Origin of the sequence: Paenibacillus sp. P36 (genome assembly GCF_045866505.1) — a bacterium.
GTDB lineage: Bacteria > Bacillota > Bacilli > Paenibacillales > NBRC-103111 > Paenibacillus_E > Paenibacillus_E chondroitinus.
Genome location: NZ_AP038372.1, coordinates 3,192,651 through 3,207,836 on the forward strand (window position 1 = coordinate 3,192,651; position 15,186 = coordinate 3,207,836).

Here is a 15,186-nt window from a genome sequence, read left to right on the forward strand (position 1 = left end):
GAGTGGAGTGAGGATTATGATACGTTCGAAATGGATTATGTCCATAACCGTTATGGTTATTTTATCTGTTATATTGGCTGGATGCGGTACTGCTGCAAGTTCAAAAGCTAAACTTGTTGAAGGTAAGGTTAATGTTGTAACAAGTTTTTATCCTTTATATGAGTTTACTAAGGCAATTGGCGGCGAATATGTGAATGCCATTAACCTGGTTCCGGCAGGAGTTGAGCCTCACGATTGGTCTCCGAAGAGCAGGGACATCAAAAATATGACGCAAGCACAGGTTTTCGTCTATCAAGGTGCTGGATTTGAAGGTTGGGTGAAAGATTTTCTGGGAAGTCTAGCACCAGATTCTACTTTAAAAGTAGTAGAAGCGAGTAATGGGGCAAATTTGATAAGAACCTCTGAAAATAAAGAGGAATTTGACCCACATGCATGGCTTAGCCCGTTAAATGCTGTGAAAATGGCTAATAATATTAAAACGGCACTAATTAGTGCAGATCCGGCACATAAAGATGCATTCGAGCAAAATTATGCGAGCTATGCTGCCAAGTTAACAGATCTTGATGCTCGCTATAAAAAAGAGCTGGGGCAAACCTCCAAAAAGGAAATTGCTGTTTCTCATCAGGCGTTTGCTTATTTATGCAGAGATTATGGCTTAACGCAATTATCCATTATGGGTCTATCGCCTGATGCCGAGCCAACCGCTCAGGACCTAAAGAATATGAATGAATACATCAAAGTGCATAACTTGAAATATATATTCTTTGAAGAGCTTGTATCCGACAAGTTGGCGAAGACGTTAGCCAAAGATGCCAAGGTAGAAACGATGGTATTGAATCCTCTTGAAGGATTAACGAAGGAGCAAGCTGACGCTGGCGAGGATTATATCTCGATCATGGACAAAAATTTGAAAAATTTAGTGACTGCCTTACAATAGAAGGGTAGTTCATTCTGAGTCAGGGGTTATGAACATGGAGATAAGCCATAAAGATTTCTGCCACCAAAGTATTGTGTCTATTGATGATGTTTCCTTCTCATACGAAAATAAGAAGGTCATTGATAAGCTTCGTTTTAATGTACTTGAACGAGATTTTGTTGGTGTCATTGGCTCCAATGGTGCAGGTAAAACAACGCTGCTTAAAATGCTCGTAGGGCTTCTTAAGCCTACGAGCGGGGAGATCAGGTTGTTTGACAGTCCACTAAGCCAATTCAAGGATTGGGAACGCATTGGCTATGTTCCGCAAAAAAATGCCTTCAATCCCTTATTCCCGGCTACTGTGCGGGAAATTGTTTTATCCGGGATGTATTCGAAGAAGCGGATTTACCGCAGGTTGTCCAAAGCTGACCTGCAAAAAGCGGAAGACGCGATGCTGGCCATGCGCATCGAGGACTTAGCTGACCGCAAAATCGGCCAGCTGTCCGGTGGACAACAGCAGCGCGCTTTCCTCGCGCGCGCGATCGTGAACAACCCGGAGCTGCTCATATTGGATGAGCCGACCGTGGGAATTGATGCGGAATCGCAGCTCGGATTTTTCCGGATGATCCGCCACATGCATCAGCATCATCATATGACGTTCATCATGGTGTCGCATGATATGGACATGATGCAGTCATATTTAGGTTCAGAGCCGCAGCAAGTTAGCGGCGGTATCAAGTTTCATGTGAAGCATACCCATGATCCCGAGGATTGCCGGGAAACGAATTTGACACATTCGATCGGCCAGATTCGCGAGATGATCGGAGTTCAGTAAGGAGCGGGCATTTTGGACATATTCTCGGAGTATTTTTTTCAACGCGCTTTAATTGGCGGTATATTGATCGGGCTGACTGCGCCATTAATGGGCGTTTTTCTTGTCCTTCGGCGATTGTCGATGATCGGAGATACGCTCGCTCACGTTTCCATTGCGGGGGTCGCCCTGGGATTTCTTATTAACGTGTACCCTTTGGGCGTTGGGCTTATTTTCGCCTTGTTAGCTTCGTTCGCAATTGAACGTCTGCGCAAAGCATACAAAACCTATGCAGAGCTCTCCATCGCCATTATCATGTCAGGCGGCGTCGCTCTGGCTACGATTCTTTTTACGCTGGGCAAAGGCTTTAATATGAATGTCATGAGCTATCTGTTCGGAAGCATCTATACGCTGGATCGGCAAGATCTATGGGTTGTTCTCGGGGTATCTGTGCTTGTTGTCGGAGTCATTGCTGTTCACTTTAAAGAGTTCTTTCTCATGTTTTTTGATGAGGATGCCGCTAGCGTAAGTGGACTTCCGCTTAAATATTATAATATGATGATTACAATGCTTACTGCACTCGTTATTTCGGTTGCCATCAAGATTGTAGGCGCACTGCTTGTTTCGTCTTTGCTCACGATTCCAGTCGCATGTAGTTTGCTAATCGCAAGAAGCTTTAAACACTCCGTTATTTTGGCTGTTATTTTTTCAGAAATTGCGGTTGTCATTGGGCTGGTTGTTGCTGGCGTTTGGGATCTAGCTCCAGGCGGAACGGTTGTGCTTACACTCATTGCTATGTTGATCGGGATCATTTTAAAAAGAGGATTGAGGATTTAACATGGACTCTGTGAATTTATGGATTGCTTTATGGGCGGGGATCGCATCCTTCATTTCGCCATGCTGTTTGCCATTATATCCTTCTTATCTTTCCTACATAACAGGAATCTCGGTAAGTGAATTGAAATCAGGTGAGACATCCTCACAGGTGCGCAGACAAACCATGCTGCATACGTTAAGTTTTATCGTCGGGTTTTCTATCATTTTTTATGCGCTTGGCTTAACGGCAGGATTTTTAGGTAATTTTTTCATTGATTATCGAGATTTGCTTCGGCAAATTGCAGCGTTACTGATTTTTATCATGGGATTGTTTTTGCTTGGCGTTTTCCAACCGCAGTGGTTGATGAAAGAACGCAAGCTGCAAATCAAGTTCCGTCCCGCGGGATATCTTGGTTCGGTGTTAGTAGGAATGGGGTTTGCTGCAGGATGGTCTCCTTGTGTAGGACCCATCTTGTCGGCGATTCTCGCTTTGGCAACTACAGAGCCTGGCACGTGGTTTCAGCTAACAACCGCCTACTCGTTAGGATTCGCTATTCCGTTTTTTGTCCTCTCCTTTTTTATCGGTTCAACCAAATGGATTTTGCGTTATTCCAACCTCATTATGAAAATTGGAGGGGGTTTAATGGTGGTGATTGCGGTTTTACTTTATACAGGTAAAATGACGCAGATCACACTTTGGTTAAACACCATAACCCCGGATTGGTTGAAGTTTTAAGTAAAATACTCAATTTTGGCTTGAGGGAATTTATCAAAGATTTGTTCTGTGATAAATTCCCTTAGCGCGTTTGCTTGCTCATCTGGATATACGTATTTGCCTTGTCCCCAGCGGCCCCATTTGTATTTTCGTTTTTCTTCATCCATCTCAAGCTTTGTTTTGGGATATCGTTTTTCAATGACGTTTTTGGCCGTTCTGGTAAATCGATGTTGAATCATTTCAAAGGTTAAATCTATCGTGGCTTCTGTTGGGAGTTCTTGGTGAAGCCGTTCCAAAAGGGTAGTATAACCTTCTTCCCAACCTTCGTGCCAAATGATGGGGGCAATAATGAAGCCGAGCGGATACCCGGCTTTGGCCACTTTTCCGGCAGCTTCGATTCTTTCGTGAAATTTGGAAGTACCCGGTTCGAAGTTTTTAATGACATAATCGGCATTCACACTAAAGCGAAAACGGGTATGCTTATTATGTTTGGCATCTAATAGGGGCTCTACATGGTGGTATTTGGTGACAAACCGTAATCGACCATGCTCTTGCTGTCCCATGAATTCGATAAGCTGCTTTAACGAGCCTGAAATATGCTCCAAACCTACAGGGTCCGAGGTACAGGCAGCTTCAAAACGGGTAATTTCGGGTACCCGTTCATCGATATATTTTTGAGCGGCGCCTAGAATATCGTCGATATTGACGTAAATACGAATGTAAGGCTTCGCCCCTAAAGTAGTTTGGAGATAGCAGTAATGGCAGTGTCCCATACAGCCAGTAGCGATTGGAATCGCATATTCGGCAGAAGGTTTTGAAGTGTCGAATTTAAGTGTTTTGCGTATGCCGACAACCAAAGTTCGTTTGGCTATACGATATTTTTCGAGTTCGGTATCACCCGGAAGATCGCGTATTTGATTATGCGAGGTTGTCATATGAATCTCTAACCCTTGCTGCTTGGCCCACTCATAGATCATCTTGCCCTTGGTATAATTCATGGCATCCGGTTCAAAATAAACAAGCTCTGGTACGAAGACAGCTGTGTTAGGTACGGGTCTACTAAGCAATTCTGTTGACATGCGATTCTCCTTTCAATCAGCCGGGATGAAGTTCGTTCCTGACATTTAGTTTGCCAGAGAACAGCGTGGATGAACCATGGGATATTTGACCGCATCTAGGTTGATGGATTATGATAGGTAAGCAAGTGGCAGGAAATAAAGGAAAGCAGGGGGAAATAAAGCAATGGCTACGCCTAGCATGGAAGACTATCTGGAGAGAATATATAAACTCATAGACGAGAAAGGTTACGCTCGTGTCTCCGACATTGCTGAAGGGCTTGAAGTGCATCCCTCCTCCGTGACGAAAATGATTCAAAAGCTGGACAAAGACAATTATCTGATCTATGAGAAGTACCGCGGACTTATGTTAACTCCAAAAGGTAAGAAAATGGGCAAGCGACTAGTTGAACGTCATCAACTGCTCGAAAATTTCTTAACAATCATTGGCGTCCAAGAGGACAATATATATAAGGATGTTGAGGGAATCGAGCATCACTTAAGCTGGGATTCCATCACATGTATCGAGACTTTGGTCGAATATTTCCGCAGAGATCCAGGTCGGACAGATGAACTCTTGAATGTTCGTAAAGAATTAGAAGCTGATAACTAGGCAGAGGCCGCAACGCGCGGCGCTCTGCCTTTTTATTGTGCATAGAAACAAACTGCCCCCGCATACATAACAAAGTAAGCCCTTTTGTTTGATTTCGGGGAGGGGTGTCGAATGTTAATCAATGGCGTGTTCGAAGGCGGCGGCGTTAAGGGGATCGCGCTTGCCGGCGGCGTCACTGCAGCAATGGAGCAGGGGCATGTGTTCCATCAAGTCGCAGGTACAAGCTCTGGATCGATTGTAGCGGCTTTATTGTCATCTGGTTATACCGGAGAAGAGATGAGAGAAATCATCCTCAGGACTCCTTTTAAATCGTTTATGCAGCGATCACCGATTTTTAATGCCAAAATCATCGGCCCGGCGGCGCGGCTGTTGATCAAGAAAGGCCTCTACTCCGGCGAAGCGTTAGAGCAGTGGGTGTCGGGGCTGCTTGCTGCCAAGGGCATCCGCAATTTCGGAGATCTCAAGCCCAATCAGCTGCGAATTATCGCATCCGATATTACGCAAGGCAAGCTGCTAATTTTGCCTGCGGATATTGCGCAGTATGGGATTGATCCGCGGAAGTTTTCAATCGCCAAAGCGGTGCGGATGAGCACGAGCATCCCCTATTTTTTTGATCCGGTCATGATTCGCCGGAAAATAAAAAGCTCTGCGAAGGCGGCGCCATTCGCAGAGCAGTTTTACTATATCGTTGATGGTGGGTTGTTGAGCAACTATCCCTTGTGGGTGTTCGACCAGGATACCGATCGTGAAGAAATCATTCCCGTTATCGGGTTTCAATTGGTCGGTAAAAGTGAGACGCCCACACACACCATTAGAGGACCGATTACGATGCTTGAGGCTTTGTTCGGGACGATGCTGAGTGCACATGATGAGCGATACATTGAGATGAAAAACCGGTTCCGTACGGTCAAAATTCCAACGCTCGGTGTGGGGAATACACAATTCAATTTGTCTAAAGAATTGAGTTTGTCCCTGTACGATTCCGGATATCAAGCGACCAATGACTACTTTACTAAATGGACCGCCAAAACCTACGAAGAGAATTATGAGAAATACGTACTTCGCATACCATCCAAGTGAAGCTCAAGGCTTAATGATATTTTGGATAATCATCCGAGTCTGAATCTTTCGTTCCGTTGATGACACGAAATTTTGCGGTTTTCCTTTTTGGCTTAGATGAGCCTCGGCTGCCATAGGAAGGTTTTTTCCAACGAGACGGTGGGAATTTGTATAGAAGAAATATAAGCCCTAATACGAGAATCGGAATGAATAAAGTTCGCAAACTTACCAACAATCCAATCGCAATCAAAACACCGATAGCGATCTCGACCGGCGAAAATCTTCTCCTCATACCCGTCCCTCCATTATTCTTTTTTCTGCTTCACGCATCCGGTTAAAAGAAGCGATGGACACCTCAACCTGGCTGTCTTCAGGTTCTTTGGTTGTCAACAGTTGGAGCCATAGTCCCGGATACCCCAGGTAGCGGAGAACCGGCACTTCACGAAGGGAGTTCGTAAATCTTAGCACTTCATAAGAAACCCCGATTACAACAGGTAGCAGCACTAAACGCTGCAAGATACGCTCTACATATCCATCATAGTGAAGGAATGAGTAGATAACGACGCCGATCAAAACGGTAAAAACAATGAAACTGCTGCCGCAACGATAATGCAGCGTGTTGAATTTCTGTACATTGCTGACGGTTAACTCGACGCCTGCTTCATAGGCGCTGATGACTTTATGCTCAGCTCCATGATATTGGAAAAGTCTGCGAATCATAGGTGTTAAGGATATGAAGTAGATATATCCGACAAGCAAAATAATCTTGATAACACCTTCTATAAGGTTATGAAGAATTTGATTGCTAAATACATTCCCAAACAAAAACTGTTCAATGATTGCCGGGACTAGGGTGAACACGAATTTCCCAAAAAGGAACGAGATCACACCTACAACCGCTACACCGAGGATCATCGAAATATTTGAGAAAAAGCCAGGCTTCTCATCTTTATTGGCTGAGGACTTGTCCTCGCCTTCTTGTTCAGCGAAGGATTCCGCTGAGAAATTAAGATGCTGAGCACCTTTGGCGCTGGATTCTATAATGCCGACGATCCCTCTGATCAATGGGATCTTCTTGAGCGATTGTACCCAGGGGATATCTTTCCTAGGGACTTCCAAGAAATCAAGTGAGCCATCTTTCTTGCGCACGGCGGTTACATGCACATTTTTTCCTGCGAACATGACGCCCTCAATGACGGCTTGTCCTCCGTATATACTGTTTTGTTCTGCCATGAGATCCACCTTCTTATCCTTCTCGAATTCGGTTTTTCGTACTTTCCTATTGTAACGGATTCACGGTTTGAATGCTACCGATAACGGTAGAACATACTATTCTTACCTGTGATTGACGTGCAATCTCTGTAGAGAAAGGAAGAGAACGACTAATGAATGAGAAAAATGTGGGGGAAATGAAAACAAATCGTTGGCTTTTCGTCTTATACATTGGCTTTTTCGCTGGCCTCATTTGGGGAGCAATGAAAATAATTGAACACTATTTTAAATTTACCAACATTGTGGTGGGTTTTCTTGTAGAGCCTTTTTTCAAACATGATTTTCTGCTGACTTGGCAGGGGGTACTCGTTGGCTGGGGCTTTTTTACGGTGTTTTCCATCATCGCGGCCTTCATCTATATGGTTACAATGTGGAAGCTGCAATCTGCCTGGTGGGGAATTGGGTATGGGGCGCTCTGGTGGGCGGCGATCTATTTGTTGATCGGTCCATTGGCGGGAATGACATACTGGATTACGGATCTGGACCTCAACAGCATTCTGACGGATCTATGTTTGTTCCTGGTGTGGGGAATGTTTATTGGATATTCCATCGCGATCGAGTACACAGATACAAGAACAAGACAACCTATACACAAGACATGAAAGTTATGGTAAAATATCAAAGGTTAAATAGGCGGATCAAGTCTGTGCAACTGAAAAATCCTGGGGAGTGATTCCTGTTGAAAAAGGTTCTGGTGATTAACGGGCCCAACTTGAATATGCTGGGCATACGTGAACCTGGTGTGTACGGAACGGTTTCCCTACCCGTCATTATTCAAGGCTTGACTGAATTAGCCGAAGTGCTTTCAGTTGAGATTGAGAGCTTCCAATCGAATCATGAAGGCGATATTATTGATAAAATTCATGAAGCCTTTGGCACGAAAGACGGCATTCTCATTAACCCTGGCGCATTTACGCATTATAGCTACGCCATTCGCGATGCGTTGTCTTCCGTTCAATTGCCTACCGTTGAAGTTCATCTATCGAACATTCATAAGCGCGAGGAGTTTCGTCATCACTCGGTCACCGCGCCAGTTGTTATCGGTCAGATTAGCGGATTTGGCGTGCAGAGCTATGAGCTGGGTTTGAGAGCACTTCTATCCCATATGCAGTAAAGAAGGAGTGGTGATTTCGATGCAGGAGAAACGTATTGAACGTCTTCGCAAGGTTATGCAAGAGCAAAATTTACCGGCTGTACTCATCACGAATGCCTATAACCGTACATATGTATCTGGCTTCACCGGTTCTTCCGGCTATGTTCTTATAACGTTAGATCGAGCAATTCTTTTGACAGATTTCCGTTATATGACGCAAGCCCCTCAACAAGCGAAGCTTTTTGAAGTGGTTGAGCATCAAGCTAAAGTGATGGAAACAGTTAAGGGACTATTGAATCAACAAGGAATTACACAACTTGCCTTCGAGCAAGGGGATGTGTCCTATGGTGACTTCCTGGGTTATCAAGCAGCTTTACCAGGGATTGAGCTTTTGCCGACAGCGAAACTCGTCGAGGGCATCCGAATGGTCAAAGACGATGTAGAATTGCAAGTGATGCAGGAAGCAGCAGATTTGGCTGACCAAACCTTTTCACACATTTTGTCCTATATCAAGCCAGGCGTGAAAGAACTCGATATTGCGCTTGAAATTGAAATGTTTATCCGCAAAAATGGCGGCACCTCGACTTCGTTCGAAACGATTGTTGCTTCTGGCGAACGCTCCGCTCTGCCGCACGGCAAAGCAAGCGATCGCGTGCTCCAAATAAACGAATTTGTCAAATTAGATTTTGGAGCGTATTATAAAGGGTATTGCTCTGACATCACAAGAACGGTTATGCTAGGAAAGCCAACGGACAAGCATAAAGAAATTTATGATATTGTGCTGGAAGCTCAACTCAACTGTTTAGCCAATCTCAAGCCGGGGATTACGGGCAGAGAAGGCGACGCTTATGCACGAGATGTTATCGTGAAGCATGGCTATGGCGATTACTTCGGTCACAGTACCGGACATGGTTTAGGCATGGAGGTTCATGAGTCTCCGCGCTTGGCGAAAACCGAGGATACAATTTTAACTCCTGGTATGGTGGTTACGGTGGAACCTGGCATTTATCTTCCTGGTTTTGGGGGAGTTCGAATTGAGGATGACGCAGTAATTACTGACACCGGCATTAAAATACTTACAAGCTCTACAAAAGATTTTCTTATTATTGACTAGCGGAGGGATTCACAAGTGATATCAGTAAATGATTTCAAAACAGGTCTTACCATTGAAGTAGAACACGATATTTTTACAGTTCTAGATTTCCAACACGTTAAACCAGGTAAAGGTGCTGCATTCGTGCGCTCCAAGCTGAAAAACCTGCGCAACGGCAACACGGTTGAGCGTACTTTCCGTGCGGGCGAGAACGTAGGCCGTGCACACATCGATAACCGCGAAATGCAGTACCTGTATGCAAGCGGCGACGAGTTCACGTTCATGGATACGGAAACGTTTGATCAATTCAGCCTTTCCCGCGAGCAATTGAAATGGGAATTGAACTTCCTTCTTGAGAACATGAACATCAAAATTTTGAGCTACCAAGGTGAAATTCTTGGGATCAATCTGCCGAAAAGCGTTGACTTGAAAGTTGTAGAAACAGAGCCGGGCGTTAAAGGAAATACAGCTCAAGGCGCGCTTAAAGGTGCAAAAGTGGAAACTGGCCTTGTTGTTCAAGTTCCACTGTTCATCAACGAAGGCGACGTGCTTACAGTTGATACCGAAGATGGCCGTTATATCTCCCGTGCCTAGTTTCAACTAGGACAAGCCTCTCTGACTTTTGACAAGTCAGAGAGTTTTTTTATTTTGTGTGTGCAAATTTTCACACAAAACTACATTTTATGCTATAATATTGAATTGTTATGCACTAGTATGCGTTAGGAGTGGGTCAGCTTTGTCTCTAATAGTGATGAAATTTGGCGGAAGCTCTGTCGGTGATGCGGAGCGAATGAAACGTGTTGCAAAAAGAATCGTTGAGCGAAAGCAAGCAGGTCACAGCTGCGTTGTTGTCGTATCTGCGATGGGAGATACAACGGACGATCTTATCGACCTGTCTAAGCAAATTTACGATGGAGCCCCACCGGCTCGTGAAATGGATATGCTCTTAACGACAGGAGAGCAGGTTTCTGTAGCCCTCTTATCGATGGCGATACATAGTTTAGGGGAACAAGCGGTTTCTTATACCGGTTGGCAGAGCGGGATTTTCACGGAAGATGTACACGCAAAAGCGAGAATCACGGATATTCAGCCAGCGCGCGTTCTGAATGCGCTCGAACAAGGCAATGTCGTGATTGTAGCCGGTTTCCAAGGTATGACGGAAGCCGGAGAGATTACGACGCTTGGCCGCGGCGGTTCCGATACGACAGCCGTTGCTCTTGCTGCTGCAATCAAAGCAGATCTTTGTGAGATTTATACCGACGTAGATGGTATTTACTCAACGGATCCGCGCATTGTGAAAGTAGCGAGAAAACTGAATGAAATTTCTTACGATGAGATGCTGGAGCTTGCGAATTTGGGAGCTGCTGTACTTCATCCAAGAGCAGTGGAATATGCCAAAAACTATAACGTTACCTTGGTGGTACGTTCCAGCTTTACTAACAATGAAGGTACCAACGTGAAGGAGGAAGCAGTGATGGAGCAAGGAATCGTTGTCCGTGGCATCGCCTATGACAAGAATGTGGCAAGAGTTAGTATTCTAGGTGTACCCGAGAAACCGGGCCAACTGGCAAAAGTATTCATGGCGCTTGCCGAGGTTCAAGTCGATGTAGATATCATTGTACAAAGCGGTGTACTCAATGGATCAGCGGATTTCTCATTCACAACGACGCTTGCTGACCGCGAAAAAGCTTTGGATGCGATTGAATCCATCCGCGGTGAAATCGGCTTCCGTGAAGTAACTTCCGAAGTGAACATGGTGAAAGTATCCATCGTTGGCGCCGGCATGGTTAGTACGCCTGGGGTTGCTGCTACGATGTTTAAAGTAATTTCTGACCTCGGCATCTCCATCTCGTTGGTCAGCACGTCCGAGATTAAAGTCTCTTGCGTCATCGAGAACTCGAACTTGACGGAAGTGATCCAATCTCTGCACACGGCTTACGGCTTGGACACAACGGAGCAAGCCTTCGTTGGCGGACCGCAAGATCGCAGATAATCCCAGTTCTCAACTGAATTTATCGGATATAAAATAAGCGACTTTTAATAAAAAAGCTGTGATTCCGGCTGCCATCAAAGGGCCGACCGGAATCCCCCGCAAAAAGATAATGCCAAAAATGGAACCAATGACAAGACCCACAATTAATTGTGGGTCTATTTTTAATAGCTCCAACCCTTTTCCGTTCATATACGTTGCAATCGCTCCCCCAAGTAGAGCAATGATTCCCGGCCAAGAGGTAAATACCGACATGATGTCCTTCATCGAGATTCGTTCACTCGCAAATGGCACAAGGACGCCAATGGTCAGAAATAGCAATCCCAGCTCCAAGCCTCTACGCTCCATTGTGGGGAAAAACCGCATTAACCCGACCAGTTTCAAGGCAAGCAGCATGCAAGAAGCAGTTGTAATAATCGGAGAACGGCCTATGAGTCCAATAACAATGAGTGTAACTAAGATTATATTGCCATTCATCATCAAAACCCCTCACCCTCATAACTTTCCATCTTAGTTTATGAGAGGGGCTTGTATTTAGAACGCAGGACGCCCTGAAGTCCCCAGCAGCACCATTTGATCACGTTCAAGGACCGGCACTTGATCCGTGATATTTGTTTTGGCACAGGCTTCAATATCCGCCTGAAAACCGGACTTGCACATTTTTTTTCCATTCGTGGAAGACAGCAGTGTATCGTATAAGGTTTTTTGGGCTTGCAAAAAACATCCTCGCATAGCTAAGCCGAAATCATTGGTTGCTATCTGTTTCTCGCCTAGAGCCAGGTTTAGCTCCTCAAGAATATGCCCAGCACAAAGTCCATCCTCTAGGGAGAAGACGTCTTGTGTCCCTGCGCACAAAATAACAGTGTCCCTCTTGAAGGCAATCGCGGCCGCTGCGCAAGCTTTACTATTTAAAAAAGAACCTGCCAGCACTTGATCGGCTTTTATCGCTTTTTGAATGCCTCTAGTGCCATTCGTTGTCGTCAGGATCACACGTTTGCCCTGTACAGCTTCCTTGGTATATTCCAATGGTGAATTACCGAAATCGAAACCAGGAATTTTCTTGCAAAAGCGTTCCCCTCCAAGCAGATCACCCTCTTGCTGCAGTTCTTTGGCCCTCAGAACGGTATCCACTGGAACGATGGCTTTGCATCCGTTAATCAATGCGGTGATGATCGTGCTAGTTGCACGGATAACATCAACGACGATGACGGTTTTATGAAGAAAATCGTCACTTCTTGCTTCGCCGATGTTGGCGACAACCTCGATATGCATCTTTTATTCCTTTCTGGTACCTAAGGACAACGTATCGGAACGCAATCCTCTGCGCAATGCTTCCAAAGCAATAAGCTCATCCGGTGAGATATTGCCCAAGTGGATATCTGCTCCAAGCATGCTAATCAAGTGCACCTGTTGACTTTTGAGCGGAGCCTCCCACAGAAGCCTCTGTCCGGGAACGGCGGAGAGCACTTGCCCGACTTCCTCATCCTTACATTTTCCCTGTGAATCAAAAATCCCGACACCCATCCCGGATTCACGAGCTTCAATCGTGACTAGGGAAGCTCCGAATTCGGTGTCTAACATAACGGTCTCGATTAATTCCTCTAATTCGATGGCAGAACCCCAGCCCTTTTTACCATATTCGGTAACAACCTCTAGTCCTTCGTCTAGCCCGCGCGCGATCAACTCATTTCTAAGCTTACGGTCGAAATCAATGGTGCCATTGGATATTTCAACACCGTTAAATCCGAGTGCGACAATCATATCGAAATAGGAAGCCACTGCGTGCTGTGTGATCGCAACTTCGAGAAAGGTGCCTCCCGGATAGATGCAAATGCCATTTTCTTTGGCGGCGTTAATTTTGCTTTTCAGCACATGCTGCGGATATAGAGGAGATGTGCCGAAGCCGAGTTTGATCATATCCACATGACTGCTGCCCGCGGTAAGCAAATCTTCAAATGCATTTGGCCCTAAGCCTTTATCCATTACCATAGTTTTACCCAGCGTTCTGGGTTTGGCCTGCCTTTGTCCTGTGGGGTCGGCCAGAACGGGATTCCAGTTCAAATAAGAGGTAACTTCCATCGGTATTTCTCCTCACTGTCCTTCGAAGGTTCAATTATGTGTACAGCATATGCATCTGGGCAAATGGTGGTGCCCACTATGCCTAAAATCAGACGAGCCCGCATAAGGTAGGGTAAAAAGAGTGTGCTGCCGTTGAACTTTGCTGAGCGTTAGAGTTACGCTGGCGTGCTTCGCATTGATATAAAAACCTCCAGGCTCCATTGTAAAACTGTTCCATTTATTAGATAGGTTCTTATGCGGTAGGAACAGTTTTACAAAAGTCGCTCTTCCGGCCTTTTATATCAATGCTCCGCGAGCTACTTTGGTGCAGTGCGGTTCAAAAGAGCTGTTCTTTTTACGAAAGGAGAAGAAAACATGAACAAAATTGTCCTAGCTATGGCGTCGCTGAGGCTGATGTCAGGGAGCATAGAGATCATAGCAGCGATCGTGATGCTGAGACTGGCGACTGTGGAGAAAGCGCTGCTAGTAAACTCTACGCTTGCTCTAGTAGGTCCTCTAGTACTACTAGCTACTACGACGATAGGTTTGGTAGGGATAGCAGAGAAGCTTTCCTATGGGAAGATGCTCTGGGTGATTGCGGGAGTAAGCTGTCTATTCATTGGTATTATAAAAAAGTAATCGGTCATATTTCTTTCTATCAAGCATAGAAATGAATATAGAAGACTGGACAACTTGGAGGGATGTTTCGCTATGCACGACACGATCATGCACATTCTTCCTCAAACGCTTCGGATTCTACTCTCATCTTTGCCGCCGGACGTACAAGCTAGCGTTGAGGAAATCAGGGTGAGAGAATCGCGCCCCTTCGAGCTGATCTGGGGGGACGGGTACGCTTTCGTTGATGAGAGAGGCCAATTGGTGACTGGGGAAGATCGGGCGTACAAGCCAACCCGACAAGATTGCCTGACCTTGCTTGAGATGCTGACGAACCATTCTATGTACACCCATGAAGAAGAACTGCGGAGAGGATATATCACCATAGCCGGAGGCCATCGCGTCGGACTAGCCGGGCGCACGGTGTTAGATCAAGGGGATGTTAAGCAGATTCGCGATGTTAGCTCATTTAACATCCGGATTGCTCGTGAGATTCAAGGGCTAGGCAGGCAAGTGCTGCCGCATCTCTTCGACCCGATTCGGAGAAGTGTCCATCACACGCTCGTGATCTCGCCGCCGCAGCAAGGGAAGACAACCCTGGTTCGTGACGTGGCCAGGCTCATCAGCCGCGGTGAGTGGGGCGTGAACAGCCTGGGGACGACAGGCAAGAAGGTAGGCGTAGTCGATGAACGCTCGGAATTGGCGGCTTGTGTCAGAGGAGTGCCCAGATTCGATCTCGGACCGAGAACAGACGTCATGGACGGCTGCCCAAAAGCGGAGGGCATGATGATGATGATTCGATCCTTATCGCCTGATGTGCTGGTCGTCGATGAAATCGGTCGGCCAGAAGATGCAGGAGCGATCCACGAGGCTGTCCATACGGGGATTCGCGTCGTTGCAACCGCGCACGGTGCCGATTATGAGGATGTGCGAATGAGACCTGTTCTGAAGCAGCTTTTGGAAGAGGGTGTATTTACGAGATATGTCATCCTGCATCGAAGAAAAGGCGAGCCTGCTGCCTATCGCATACTGGATCGGTCGGGTAAGCCATTGGAACACTATCCTGCACGTAAAGGATGA

General features: G+C 45.9%; 19 protein-coding genes. 13 read left to right on the forward strand and 6 right to left on the reverse strand.

From position 1 onward, the window contains the following. The first annotated feature begins 16 nt into the window (after window positions 1-16). Genes ACKTT9_RS14035 through ACKTT9_RS14050 form a run of 4 tightly spaced genes read left to right on the forward strand, consistent with a single transcriptional unit; the run spans window position 17 to window position 3,279 of the window. A complete protein-coding gene (locus ACKTT9_RS14035) occupies window positions 17-937 on the forward strand; it encodes a metal ABC transporter substrate-binding protein (protein ID WP_407872079.1) in 921 nt (306 codons plus the stop codon). A gap of 34 nt (window positions 938-971) precedes the next feature. Next, on the forward strand, window positions 972-1,751 hold the full coding sequence (locus ACKTT9_RS14040) for a metal ABC transporter ATP-binding protein (protein ID WP_157319907.1): 780 nt from the start codon (window positions 972-974) through the stop codon (window positions 1,749-1,751). Window positions 1,752-1,763: 12 nt separating this feature from the next. Continuing rightward, window positions 1,764-2,564: a metal ABC transporter permease gene (locus ACKTT9_RS14045; protein ID WP_407872080.1), complete on the forward strand. Its 801-nt coding sequence runs from the start codon at window positions 1,764-1,766 to the stop codon at window positions 2,562-2,564. A gap of 1 nt (window position 2,565) precedes the next feature. Beyond that, entirely contained in the window at window positions 2,566-3,279 is a 714-nt protein-coding gene (locus ACKTT9_RS14050) for a cytochrome c biogenesis CcdA family protein (protein WP_127449603.1), read from the forward strand. Here ACKTT9_RS14050 and splB read toward each other — a convergent pair. Beyond that, a complete protein-coding gene (gene splB / locus ACKTT9_RS14055) occupies window positions 3,276-4,337 on the reverse strand; it encodes a spore photoproduct lyase (RefSeq protein WP_407872081.1) in 1,062 nt (353 codons plus the stop codon). The two genes, ACKTT9_RS14050 and splB, sit on opposite strands and share 4 nt — an antisense overlap. 163 nt (window positions 4,338-4,500) lie before the next feature. Between splB and mntR the strand changes: the two genes are divergently transcribed. Beyond that, window positions 4,501-4,926: a transcriptional regulator MntR gene (gene mntR, locus ACKTT9_RS14060; RefSeq protein WP_127449606.1), complete on the forward strand. Its 426-nt coding sequence runs from the start codon at window positions 4,501-4,503 to the stop codon at window positions 4,924-4,926. Window positions 4,927-5,037: 111 nt separating this feature from the next. Continuing rightward, entirely contained in the window at window positions 5,038-6,006 is a 969-nt protein-coding gene (locus ACKTT9_RS14065; protein ID WP_407872082.1) for a patatin-like phospholipase family protein, read from the forward strand. Between the two features lie 10 nt (window positions 6,007-6,016). On the opposite strand, the gene ACKTT9_RS14070 is transcribed toward ACKTT9_RS14065, so the two are convergent. Together ACKTT9_RS14070 and ACKTT9_RS14075 are read right to left on the reverse strand one after the other, a co-directional pair. Continuing rightward, a complete protein-coding gene (locus ACKTT9_RS14070; protein WP_407872083.1) occupies window positions 6,017-6,277 on the reverse strand; it encodes a hypothetical protein in 261 nt (86 codons plus the stop codon). Further along, entirely contained in the window at window positions 6,274-7,218 is a 945-nt protein-coding gene (locus ACKTT9_RS14075) for a DUF1385 domain-containing protein (protein WP_127449611.1), read from the reverse strand. The genes ACKTT9_RS14070 and ACKTT9_RS14075 overlap by 4 nt, the downstream gene beginning before the upstream one ends. 152 nt (window positions 7,219-7,370) lie before the next feature. On the opposite strand from ACKTT9_RS14075, the gene ACKTT9_RS14080 reads away from it, so the two are divergent. The 5 genes from ACKTT9_RS14080 to ACKTT9_RS14100 all read left to right on the forward strand — a co-directional run bounded on the left by ACKTT9_RS14080 (window position 7,371) and on the right by ACKTT9_RS14100 (window position 11,436). Further along, complete coding sequence (locus tag ACKTT9_RS14080; RefSeq protein ID WP_407872084.1) at window positions 7,371-7,859, forward strand: YqhR family membrane protein; 489 nt, start codon at window positions 7,371-7,373, stop codon at window positions 7,857-7,859. A gap of 77 nt (window positions 7,860-7,936) precedes the next feature. Then, window positions 7,937-8,371 carry a type II 3-dehydroquinate dehydratase gene (gene aroQ / locus ACKTT9_RS14085; RefSeq protein WP_127449615.1) on the forward strand — a complete coding sequence of 145 codons (435 nt, stop codon included), beginning with the start codon at window positions 7,937-7,939 and terminating at the stop codon, window positions 8,369-8,371. 19 nt (window positions 8,372-8,390) lie between these two features. Then, the gene (locus ACKTT9_RS14090) at window positions 8,391-9,464 is read left to right on the forward strand and encodes a M24 family metallopeptidase (RefSeq protein WP_407872085.1); all 1,074 of its coding nucleotides are present in this window, start codon (window positions 8,391-8,393) and stop codon (window positions 9,462-9,464) included. Window positions 9,465-9,479: 15 nt separating this feature from the next. Further along, window positions 9,480-10,037, forward strand: coding sequence for an elongation factor P (efp, locus tag ACKTT9_RS14095; protein ID WP_181646554.1), 558 nt, complete (start codon window positions 9,480-9,482; stop codon window positions 10,035-10,037). A 142-nt stretch (window positions 10,038-10,179) separates the two neighbouring features. After that, window positions 10,180-11,436: an aspartate kinase gene (locus ACKTT9_RS14100; RefSeq protein WP_407872086.1), complete on the forward strand. Its 1,257-nt coding sequence runs from the start codon at window positions 10,180-10,182 to the stop codon at window positions 11,434-11,436. Between the two features lie 9 nt (window positions 11,437-11,445). Here ACKTT9_RS14100 and ACKTT9_RS14105 read toward each other — a convergent pair whose 3' ends face one another. Genes ACKTT9_RS14105 through ACKTT9_RS14115 form a run of 3 tightly spaced genes read right to left on the reverse strand, consistent with a single transcriptional unit; the run spans window position 11,446 to window position 13,512 of the window. Further along, window positions 11,446-11,910 (reverse strand): DUF441 domain-containing protein, encoded by a 465-nt coding sequence (locus tag ACKTT9_RS14105; RefSeq protein WP_407873038.1) that lies wholly within the window; start codon window positions 11,908-11,910, stop codon window positions 11,446-11,448. Window positions 11,911-11,967: 57 nt separating this feature from the next. Beyond that, window positions 11,968-12,705 (reverse strand): 2-phosphosulfolactate phosphatase, encoded by a 738-nt coding sequence (locus tag ACKTT9_RS14110; RefSeq protein ID WP_157319920.1) that lies wholly within the window; start codon window positions 12,703-12,705, stop codon window positions 11,968-11,970. A gap of 3 nt (window positions 12,706-12,708) precedes the next feature. Further along, window positions 12,709-13,512, reverse strand: a complete 804-nt coding sequence (locus ACKTT9_RS14115; protein ID WP_407872087.1) for a phosphosulfolactate synthase — start codon at window positions 13,510-13,512, stop codon at window positions 12,709-12,711. 354 nt (window positions 13,513-13,866) lie between these two features. On the opposite strand from ACKTT9_RS14115, the gene ACKTT9_RS14120 reads away from it, so the two are divergent. Then, on the forward strand, window positions 13,867-14,130 hold the full coding sequence (locus tag ACKTT9_RS14120; protein WP_407872088.1) for a YqhV family protein: 264 nt from the start codon (window positions 13,867-13,869) through the stop codon (window positions 14,128-14,130). A 72-nt stretch (window positions 14,131-14,202) separates the two neighbouring features. Further along, window positions 14,203-15,186, forward strand: coding sequence for a stage III sporulation protein AA (spoIIIAA, locus tag ACKTT9_RS14125; protein WP_407872089.1), 984 nt, complete (start codon window positions 14,203-14,205; stop codon window positions 15,184-15,186).

Coding starts and splice junctions, on each gene's coding strand:
- ACKTT9_RS14035 (WP_407872079.1), top strand. CDS start 17: ATGATACGTTCGAAATGGATTATGTCCATAACCGTTATGGTTATTTTA.
- ACKTT9_RS14040 (WP_157319907.1), top strand. CDS start 972: ATGGAGATAAGCCATAAAGATTTCTGCCACCAAAGTATTGTGTCTATT.
- ACKTT9_RS14050 (WP_127449603.1), top strand. CDS start 2,566: ATGGACTCTGTGAATTTATGGATTGCTTTATGGGCGGGGATCGCATCC.
- splB (WP_407872081.1), bottom strand. CDS start 4,337: ATGTCAACAGAATTGCTTAGTAGACCCGTACCTAACACAGCTGTCTTC.
- mntR (WP_127449606.1), top strand. CDS start 4,501: ATGGCTACGCCTAGCATGGAAGACTATCTGGAGAGAATATATAAACTC.
- ACKTT9_RS14065 (WP_407872082.1), top strand. CDS start 5,038: ATGTTAATCAATGGCGTGTTCGAAGGCGGCGGCGTTAAGGGGATCGCG.
- ACKTT9_RS14070 (WP_407872083.1), bottom strand. CDS start 6,277: ATGAGGAGAAGATTTTCGCCGGTCGAGATCGCTATCGGTGTTTTGATT.
- ACKTT9_RS14075 (WP_127449611.1), bottom strand. CDS start 7,218: ATGGCAGAACAAAACAGTATATACGGAGGACAAGCCGTCATTGAGGGC.
- ACKTT9_RS14080 (WP_407872084.1), top strand. CDS start 7,371: ATGAATGAGAAAAATGTGGGGGAAATGAAAACAAATCGTTGGCTTTTC.
- ACKTT9_RS14090 (WP_407872085.1), top strand. CDS start 8,391: ATGCAGGAGAAACGTATTGAACGTCTTCGCAAGGTTATGCAAGAGCAA.
- ACKTT9_RS14105 (WP_407873038.1), bottom strand. CDS start 11,910: ATGAATGGCAATATAATCTTAGTTACACTCATTGTTATTGGACTCATA.
- ACKTT9_RS14110 (WP_157319920.1), bottom strand. CDS start 12,705: ATGCATATCGAGGTTGTCGCCAACATCGGCGAAGCAAGAAGTGACGAT.
- ACKTT9_RS14115 (WP_407872087.1), bottom strand. CDS start 13,512: ATGGAAGTTACCTCTTATTTGAACTGGAATCCCGTTCTGGCCGACCCC.
- ACKTT9_RS14120 (WP_407872088.1), top strand. CDS start 13,867: ATGAACAAAATTGTCCTAGCTATGGCGTCGCTGAGGCTGATGTCAGGG.
- spoIIIAA (WP_407872089.1), top strand. CDS start 14,203: ATGCACGACACGATCATGCACATTCTTCCTCAAACGCTTCGGATTCTA.